General features: G+C 72.4%; 7 protein-coding genes and 1 rRNA gene. 5 read left to right on the plus strand and 3 right to left on the minus strand.

Annotated features, from left to right (window positions below):
• Positions 1-101: 101 nt before the first annotated feature.
• Both ACPT94_RS22780 and mtnA read right to left on the minus strand, forming a co-directional pair.
• Entirely contained in the window at positions 102-1,046 is a 945-nt protein-coding gene (locus ACPT94_RS22780) for a sensor histidine kinase (RefSeq protein WP_425246712.1), read from the minus strand.
• A 10-nt stretch (positions 1,047-1,056) separates the two neighbouring features.
• Entirely contained in the window at positions 1,057-2,199 is a 1,143-nt protein-coding gene (gene mtnA, locus ACPT94_RS22785) for an S-methyl-5-thioribose-1-phosphate isomerase (protein ID WP_360345706.1), read from the minus strand.
• Between the two features lie 140 nt (positions 2,200-2,339).
• Here mtnA and ACPT94_RS22790 point away from each other — a divergent pair, with 140 nt between their 5' ends.
• The 5 genes from ACPT94_RS22790 (at position 2,340) to ACPT94_RS22810 (ending at position 8,013) form a co-directional block, all read left to right on the plus strand.
• Positions 2,340-3,671, plus strand: coding sequence for a DUF7847 domain-containing protein (locus ACPT94_RS22790; RefSeq protein ID WP_425246702.1), 1,332 nt, complete (start codon positions 2,340-2,342; stop codon positions 3,669-3,671).
• 106 nt (positions 3,672-3,777) lie between these two features.
• Positions 3,778-4,521: a DUF4129 domain-containing protein gene (locus tag ACPT94_RS22795; RefSeq protein ID WP_425246713.1), complete on the plus strand. Its 744-nt coding sequence runs from the start codon at positions 3,778-3,780 to the stop codon at positions 4,519-4,521.
• Complete coding sequence (locus ACPT94_RS22800) at positions 4,518-5,714, plus strand: DUF4350 domain-containing protein (protein WP_425246703.1); 1,197 nt, start codon at positions 4,518-4,520, stop codon at positions 5,712-5,714. The genes ACPT94_RS22795 and ACPT94_RS22800 overlap by 4 nt, the downstream gene beginning before the upstream one ends.
• Complete coding sequence (locus ACPT94_RS22805; RefSeq protein WP_360345724.1) at positions 5,714-6,703, plus strand: AAA family ATPase; 990 nt, start codon at positions 5,714-5,716, stop codon at positions 6,701-6,703. Before ACPT94_RS22800 ends, ACPT94_RS22805 begins: the two co-directional genes overlap by 1 nt.
• Positions 6,703-8,013 carry a DUF58 domain-containing protein gene (locus ACPT94_RS22810; RefSeq protein ID WP_425246704.1) on the plus strand — a complete coding sequence of 437 codons (1,311 nt, stop codon included), beginning with the start codon at positions 6,703-6,705 and terminating at the stop codon, positions 8,011-8,013. The genes ACPT94_RS22805 and ACPT94_RS22810 overlap by 1 nt, the downstream gene beginning before the upstream one ends.
• A gap of 99 nt (positions 8,014-8,112) precedes the next feature.
• On the opposite strand, the gene rrf is transcribed toward ACPT94_RS22810, so the two are convergent.
• A 5S ribosomal RNA gene (gene rrf, locus ACPT94_RS22815) occupies positions 8,113-8,229 on the minus strand.
• Positions 8,230-8,315 lie beyond the last annotated feature (86 nt).

Here is an 8,315-nt window from a genome sequence, read left to right on the forward strand (position 1 = left end):
AGCAGGGTCACCGGCCAGTGACCATAGTCGTACTGGACCGTCACTGTCTGCCCCTGTCCGCCGCCGCTGGTGTCAGCACTGCTGTCAGTCCGGCTGCCGCTTCACCTTCGGCCGGCTGCTCGGGTCCGACGGCCGGGGACGCGCGAGGAGCGGTGGTCCCCGGCCGTCGGGCGCGGTCCGCGGGGGCGCGCGGCGGCGGGTCGCAGTCGGACACGGGCGTCGAGGCCGGTGCCGGGGGCCGGATGCAGGGTGATCGTGCCGCCGGAGGTGTCGACGAGGTGGCGGACGATGGGCAGGCCGAGACCGGTGCCGTCGTGGTGGGAGTCGGAGGAGCGCCAGAAGCGGTCGAAGGCGCGTGCGCGGTCGGCCTCGTTCATGCCGGGGCCCTGGTCGAGGATATGGAGCTCGGTGCCGACGGCGCGGTGCAGGGTGATGGTGATGCTGGGCGGGGAGACGCGCAGGGCGTTGGCGAGGAGGTTGTCGAGGATCTGCTCCAGGGCGCCGGGAATCGCCCACACGTAGCCGACGGGTGGGCCGGTGATGTCGAGGGCGACGTACTGCTCGGCCGCCGGCGGCTCCCACATCGCGACCCGGTCGGCCGGCACGGTGTCCAGGTCGACGGGCTCCGGGGTGGTGGCGGTGTTCTCCAGGCGGGCGAGAGCGAGCAGGCCCTGGACCATACGGCCGAGGCGTTCGACCTCGCCGACGGCCTCCTCCAGGCTGCCGTGGGCGCGGGGGTCGAGGTAGGGCTCGAAATTCTCCAGGCGCAGCCGCAACCCGGTGAGCGGGGTCTTGAGCTGGTGGGAGGCTTCCGAGGCGAACGCCTGCTGCGCCTTCACCAGGTGTTGCAGCCGGGTGGCGGTGTGCGTGAAGGACGAGGCCAGGCGGCGCAACTCGGGCGGGCCAGTGCTCGCGTCGGGCAGGTGGGTGAGTCGTCCCTCGGCAAGCTGGGTGGTCGCGGCTTCCAGGGTGCGCAGGGGGCGGGTGATCCACGGCCGCTCCTCCTGCGGATCGCGCCGGGCAGAGCGGCCCTCCCTGGCGATCAGGGCCGGCCCCTCACCCCGCGGTCGTCTGCCGTGACCTCGCGCACAGCTCGGCCAGAGCCCCGGCTGTCACGGGTGACACGACGCCTTCCTCCGTGACGATCGCCGTCACCAGCTCGGGCGGCGTCACGTCGAACGCCGGGTTGTACGCCTGCGTCCCCAAAGGCGCCACCGGTACCCCACCGCCCGCTCCCGACACCGGCGCCTGGGGGCCGGTCACCTCCGTGACCTCGAACCCCGGACGCTGCTCGACCTCGATCGACGCCCCGTCCGGGGTGTCCGGATCCACCGTCGTCACCGGCGCCACCACGATGAACGGCACATGGTGGTACCGCGCGAGCACCGCGAGCGGATAGCTCCCCACCTTGTTCGCCACAGAGCCGTCGGCCGCGATGCGGTCCGCCCCGATCAGCACCGCGTCCACCTCCCCGGTCGCGAACAGCGAACCCGCCGCGTTGTCCGTGAGCAGCGTGTACGCCATGGAGTTGCGGGCCGCTTCGTACGCCGTGAGGCGGGCGCCCTGCAGCAGCGGACGCGTTTCGTCCACCCACAGCCGCCGCAGCCGCCCCACCCGGTGCGCAGCGAGCGCCACCGCGAACGCCGTCCCCTCGCCGCCCGACACCAGCGAGCCGGTGTTGCAGTGCGTGAGGACCCGGTGCCCGCCGCCGGGCAGCAGTTCGTCGAGGAGCGCCAGCCCGTGCTCCGCCATCCGCGCGCTGGCTTCCGCGTCCTCCTGGTGCAGTCGTCGCGCGGCAGCCAACGCGGCCCGGGCGCCCTGCTCGGGGCCGCCTCCCTTGGCGAGCTCCGCCTGGTAGGCGGCCCGGGCCCGGCGCACGCCGACCGACAGGTTCACCGCGGTGGGCCGGGCGCTCTCGAGCGCGACCGCGGCCTCGTCGACGTCGAACCCACGCGTGGCGGCGAGCGCGACACCGTACGCCCCGGCGATGCCGAGCAGCGGCGCTCCGCGCACGGCGAGCGAACGGATCGCCTCCACCAGCGCGGACGCGTCCGTACAGACCAGCTCGACCTCCTCGGCCGGCAGCCTCGTCTGGTCCAGGAGCACCAGCACGGGACCTTCGGGTGGTTCCTCCCAGCGGATCGCCGGTATCTCGGTGGGCCGCTTGTCCTCGCCGGGTTGCGCGTACTGATCAGCCATGCCGTCAGTCTGCCCATTATCCGGCGGACAATTGAAGGTGTGCAGCCCCGACCGCGGCCGGTCCCTCGCCGACCACCCCATGGCACGATGGCTCCCAACCTGCCGCCGCGCCCGCGGACGGGCACCGAGAAGGAGCGACGATGAAAGACACTCCGGGCTGGGCCTCGCCCGGATCCGCCCCGTCCGACGGACAGGAGCCCGGTGCGTCCCACCCCGCCGAGCCCGCCGACCGACCCGGCGGCACGCAGTCCGCGGACCAGCCGGCCGCGCATCCGGAGGGCCCCGGCACGAAGTGGTCCACGGAGCAGCCGCCACCGGCCCAATGGTCCGCGCCCACAAACCCCCAGAACCCCGCCCAGCCTCCTGCGCCACCCCCGCCGCCCGTCCCGGGCTGGGGCCCCCGCCCACCCGGCGGCTACGGCGGCCCCACAGGCCCCGGCGGATACGGCGGATACGGCTACGGCGCTCCCGGCGGCTGGGGCGGTTCTCCCCCCGCGGCCAAGCCCGGAGTGATCCCGCTGCGCCCCCTCGGCGTGGGCGAGATCCTCGACGGCGCCGTCTCCACCATGCGCACCCACTGGCGTACGGTCCTGGGCATCTCGCTGGCCGTCGCCATCGTCGTCGAGGTCATCGTCGTCCTGCTCCAGGGCCTGGTCCTGAACGACATGACGGGCACGACCGCCCTCACCGACCGGAGTGCCACTCTCGACGAGCAGACCCGCGCGATGGGCGACGTCATGCGGAACTCCGGTGTCGTCGCCCTGATCGCGCTGATCGGCACGATCGTGGCGACCGCCCTTCTGACGACCGTCACCAGCCGTGCAGTGCTCGGCAGGCCGGTCACCACCGGCGAGGCCTGGCGGGACGCCCGCCCTCAGATGCTGAGGCTGTTCGGTCTGATCTTCTTCGTGGCGCTGATCGCGGCCGGTGTCCTCGTCGTCGGCGCCCTGCCGGGTCTCCTGGTGGGCGGCGGCGCGGGCAGCGCGCTGTCGGCGCTGGGCCTCATCGGTGCGCTGGTCGGCGTGGTGTGGCTGCTGGTCCGCTTCTCCCTCGCCTCCCCCGCGCTGATGCTGGAGAAGCAGGGCATCAAGAAGGCACTGGGCCGCTCCGCGAAGCTCGTCCGCGGCTCCTGGTGGCGGGTCTTCGGCATCCAGTTGCTCTCCCTGTTCATCGCGAACATGGTCGCGATGATCGTCGCCGTCCCCTTCGTCCTCCTCGGCGGGATCCTGAGCGACGGCGGCCTCGGCGCCTTCGCGGACGGCAGCAGCGAGCTCGGATGGACGTACCTCATCGTCAGCGGGGTGGGCTCGGTGATCGGTTCCCTGATCACGTTCCCGATCACCGCGGGCGTCACCGTCCTCCTCTACATCGACCAGCGCATCCGCCGCGAGGCCCTCGACCTCGACCTCGCCCGCGCCGCCGGCGTCCAGGGCTACGGGAACCAGGCACCCGGCCCCCTCCCGGGGAGCTGATGCGGTGAGCCTGACGGGGGCAGTCCTCGCAGCCCTGCCGGCACCGCCGGGCGGCGGCATACCCGCCTCGGCGCCGGCCGGCACGGGCACCGCGGCCCCGGCAGTACTGTCACGCACCACCGACCGGACCGTGCACGCCCTCCTGCGGACCGGCGACGGCTCCGCGTTGTCATGGGTACGCGGCGACGAGCCGCCGGTGACCATCCCCCGCGACCCCGCACGGGATGCGGCCCGGCGCGAGCTGTCCAAGCAGCTGTACCACGAGAACGACCCCAGCCTGTTCGAGCGTGCCCTGACCACCTTGTGGGACTGGATCAGCAGCCTGTTCGGCTCCGCCTCCACCGCCGCCCCGGGCGGGACACTCGGCCTGGTGGTCATCGCCCTGGCCGTCGTCGCCGTCGCGGCTGCCCTCTGGTGGCGCCTCGGCACCCCACGCCGCCGACCAGGCTCCACCACCGCCCTGTTCGACGATCGCCCCCGCAGCGCCGCCGACCACCGCGCGACCGCCGAGGCGCACGCAGCCCAGGGCCACTGGAACCAGGCCGTCCAGGAACGCATGCGCGCCATCGTCCGCGCCCTGGAGGAACGCGCCCTCCTCGACGCCCGCCCCGGCCGCACCGCGGACGAGGCCGCCACCGAAGCCGGCCGCACCCTGCCGGCCCACACCGACCGACTGCGCGCCGCCGCCCGCGACTTCGACGACGTCACATACGGTGGCCGCACGGCGACCGAGCAGACATACCACCGCATCACCGGCCTCGACCGCGACCTGGACAACACCAAGCCCCAACTCGCCCACAGCAGCGCCCCGACCGCGGCCCACCACGCCCGCCAGGGAGCCGCCGAATGACCACCGAGGCCACGCTCCCGTCCACCTCGGCCTCGCCCACCGCCCGCCACCTGTGGACCCGCACGCGAGGAATCGCCCTCGCCTTCGTACTCCTCCTGGCCGGAGCCGTCACCCTCGCCGTGCTCCGCTCCGACACCCGGCACGGCACCCTCGACCCGCGCTCCGCCGACCCCTACGGCAACCGCGCCGTCGCCGAACTCCTCGCCGACCGCGGCGTCTCCACCCGGGTCGTCAGCACCCTCGCCGAGGCCCGCGCCGCCACAGCTCCCGACACCACCCTCCTGGTCGCCACCCCCGACCTCCTGACCAAACGTCAACAGAGAGAGCTGCACTCGGCGACCACCGGTTCCGGCGGCCGTACCGTCCTCGTCGCCCCCGGCAGCTGGTCCGTGGAAACACTCGCCCCCGGCGTCACGGCGGACCCCGCCACCAGCCGCGGCTCCACACTCTCCCCCGACTGCGACCTGCCCGCCGCACAACGGGCCGGCAGCGCCGAGACCGGCGGCGTCCGCTACACCACACGCCACCTCGACGTCGATGAGTGCTACCCCAGCAACCGCCTGGCCACCCTGCTGCGCATCCCGGACGCCTCCGGCGACGGCGACACCATCGTCCTCGGCGCGCCCGACATCCTCCACAACGACCGTCTCGACAAGCAGGGCAACGCCTCGCTCGCCCTCCAGCTCCTCGGCTCCCGCCCGCATCTCGTCTGGTACCTCCCCTCGCTCTCCGACACCTCCGCCGCCGCCCCCGAGGACGAGAAGAGCTTCTTCGAGCTCATCCCGTCCGGCTGGCTCTGGGGCACGCTGCAGCTCTTCGTCGCGGCAGCGCTCGCCGCCCTCTGGCGGGCACGCCGACTCGGCCCCCTCGTGCCCGAAAAACTCCCCGTCGCGATCCGCGCCTCCGAAACCGTCGAAGGCCGCGCCCGCCTCTACCGCAAGGCCAACGCGCGCGACCGCGCGGCCACCGCTCTTCGCTCCACCACCCGCACCCGCCTCGCCCCTCTCGTAGGCATCCCCGTCACTCAGGCGCACACGCCCGAAGCCCTCATCCCCGCCCTGTCCGCCCACCTGAACAGCGACGGACAGTCCCTGCACGCCCTTCTCTTCGGCCCACCACCCGGCGACGACACAGCCCTGATCGCCCTCACCGGCCAACTCGACACCCTCGAAAGAGAGGTACGCCGTCCATGATGGACCCGACCACTGACAACGCCGGGAACACCGGGGACCCGGGCACCGCCCGCGCCTCCCTGGAAGCCTTGCGCGCCGAGATCGCCAAGGCCGTGGTCGGCCAGGACCCCGCCGTCACCGGACTCGTCGTCGCCCTCCTCTGCCGCGGACACGTCCTCCTTGAAGGAGTCCCCGGCGTCGCCAAAACGCTGCTCGTCCGCACCCTCGCCTCCGCACTCGAACTCGACACCAAACGCGTCCAGTTCACCCCCGACCTCATGCCGAGCGACGTCACCGGCTCCCTCGTCTACGACACCCGCACCGCCGAGTTCTCCTTCCAGCCCGGCCCGGTCTTCACCAACCTCCTCCTCGCCGACGAAATCAACCGCACCCCACCGAAGACCCAGTCCTCCCTCCTCGAAGCCATGGAGGAACGCCAGGTCACCGTCGACGGGACCCCACGCCCCCTGCCCGAGCCGTTCCTGGTCGCCGCCACCCAGAACCCCGTCGAATACGAGGGCACCTACCCCCTCCCCGAAGCCCAGCTCGACCGTTTCCTCCTGAAACTCACCATCCCCCTCCCCTCCCGCCAGGACGAGATCGACGTCCTCACCCGCCACGCCGAAGGCTTCGACCCCCGCGACCTGCGAGCCGCCGGCGTACGCCCCGTAGCCGGCCCCGCCGACCTGGAAGCCGCCCGCGCCGCAGTCGCCAGAACGACGATCTCCCCCGAGATCACGGCCTACGTCGTCGACATCTGCCGCGCCACCCGCGAATCACCATCGCTCACCCTCGGCGTCTCACCGCGAGGCGCGACGGCCCTCCTGGCCACCTCACGCGCATGGGCCTGGCTGACCGGCCGCGACTACGTCATCCCCGACGACGTCAAAGCCCTCGCCCTGCCCACTCTCCGCCACCGCCTACAACTCCGCCCGGAGGCCGAAATGGAAGGCGTCACGGCCGACTCCGTCATCAACGCGATCCTCGCCCACGTCCCTGTCCCCCGCTGATGGCACTCACCGGACGAGCCGCCCTCCTCGCGGCCCTGGGCTCCCTCCCCGTCGGCATCTGGGAACCCAGCTGGACGGGCCTCCTCGCAGTCAACGCCCCCCTGGCCGTCGCCTGCGCCTGCGACTTCGCCCTCGCAGCCCCCGTACGCCGCCTGCGCCTGACCCGCTCCGGCGACACCTCCGCACGCCTCGGCGAAGCCGCCGACGTCACCCTCACGATCACCAACCCGTCCCGCCGCCCCCTGCGTGCCGACATCCGCGACGCCTGGCCCCCCAGCAGCTGGCAGCCCGGCACCGAAATCGCCGCCTCCCGCCACCACCTCACCATCCCCGCCGGCGAACGCCGCCGCCTCACCACCCGCCTCCAGCCCACCCGCCGCGGCGACCGCCAAGCCGACCGCGTCACCATCCGCTCCTTCGGCCCCCTCGCCCTCTTCTCCCGCCAAGGCACCCACAAAGTGCCCTGGACCGTACGCGTCCTCCCACCGTTCACCAGCCGCAAGCACCTCCCCTCGAAACTCGCCCGCCTCCGCGAACTCGACGGACGCACCAGCGCCCTCACCCGCGGCGAGGGCACAGAATTCGACAGCCTTCGCGAATACGTCCCCGGCGACGACACCCGCTCCATCGACTGGCGCGCCACCGCCCGCCAGTCAACGGTCGCCGTCCGCACCTGGCGCCCCGAACGCGACCGCCACATCCTCCTGGTCCTCGACACCGGCCGCACCTCCGCAGGCCGCGTCGGCGACGCCCCCCGCCTCGACGCCTCCATGGACGCCGCGCTACTCCTCGCCGCCCTGGCCTCCCGAGCCGGCGACCGAGTCGACCTCCTCGCCTACGACCGTCGAGTCCGCGCCCTGGTCCAGGGCCGCACAGCCCGCGACGTACTTCCGTCCCTGGTCACCGCAATGGCCACTCTCGAACCGGAACTGATCGAAACAAACGCCGCCGGCCTCACCGCCACAGCCCTTCGCACGGCCCCCCGCCGCTCCCTCATCGTCCTGCTGACGACTCTCGACGCCGCCCCAGTCGAGGAAGGCCTCCTCCCCGTCCTTCCTCAGCTCACCCAGCGCCACACAGTCCTGGTCGCCTCCGTGGCCGACCCTCACATCGCCCGCATGGCCACTTCCCGAGGCACCACCGACGCGGTGTACGACGCGGCAGCCGCCGCACAAGCCCAAACGGAACGCCATCGAACCGCCGAACAACTACGCCGCCACGGAGTCACGGTCGTCGACGCAACACCGGACGAGTTGGCGCCGGCGCTGGCGGACGCTTACTTGGCGCTGAAAGCCGCGGGACGTCTCTGATTCGGGTGTGCACTTCGGTGGGAGGGCACTCCCCTGGCCCTCCCATCCCCGAAAAGCAGAAAGGCCCACACCTTACGGTGTGGGCCTTTCCCAATGATTGTTCGGCGGCGTCCTACTCTCCCACAGGGTCCCCCCTGCAGTACCATCGGCGCTGTAAGGCTTAGCTTCCGGGTTCGGAATGTAACCGGGCGTTTCCCTCACGCTATAACCACCGAAACACTATGAAACTGTCAGCCGCACCACGTGTGGCACGTGGGGCTGTTCGTGGTTTCAGAACCAACACAGTGGACGCGAGCAACTGA

It is taken from the genome of Streptomyces aurantiaciflavus (assembly GCF_049808595.1).
GTDB lineage: Bacteria > Actinomycetota > Actinomycetes > Streptomycetales > Streptomycetaceae > Streptomyces.

Coding starts and splice junctions, on each gene's coding strand:
- mtnA (WP_360345706.1), bottom strand. CDS start 2,199: ATGGCTGATCAGTACGCGCAACCCGGCGAGGACAAGCGGCCCACCGAG.
- ACPT94_RS22790 (WP_425246702.1), top strand. CDS start 2,340: ATGAAAGACACTCCGGGCTGGGCCTCGCCCGGATCCGCCCCGTCCGAC.
- ACPT94_RS22800 (WP_425246703.1), top strand. CDS start 4,518: ATGACCACCGAGGCCACGCTCCCGTCCACCTCGGCCTCGCCCACCGCC.
- ACPT94_RS22805 (WP_360345724.1), top strand. CDS start 5,714: ATGGACCCGACCACTGACAACGCCGGGAACACCGGGGACCCGGGCACC.
- ACPT94_RS22810 (WP_425246704.1), top strand. CDS start 6,703: ATGGCACTCACCGGACGAGCCGCCCTCCTCGCGGCCCTGGGCTCCCTC.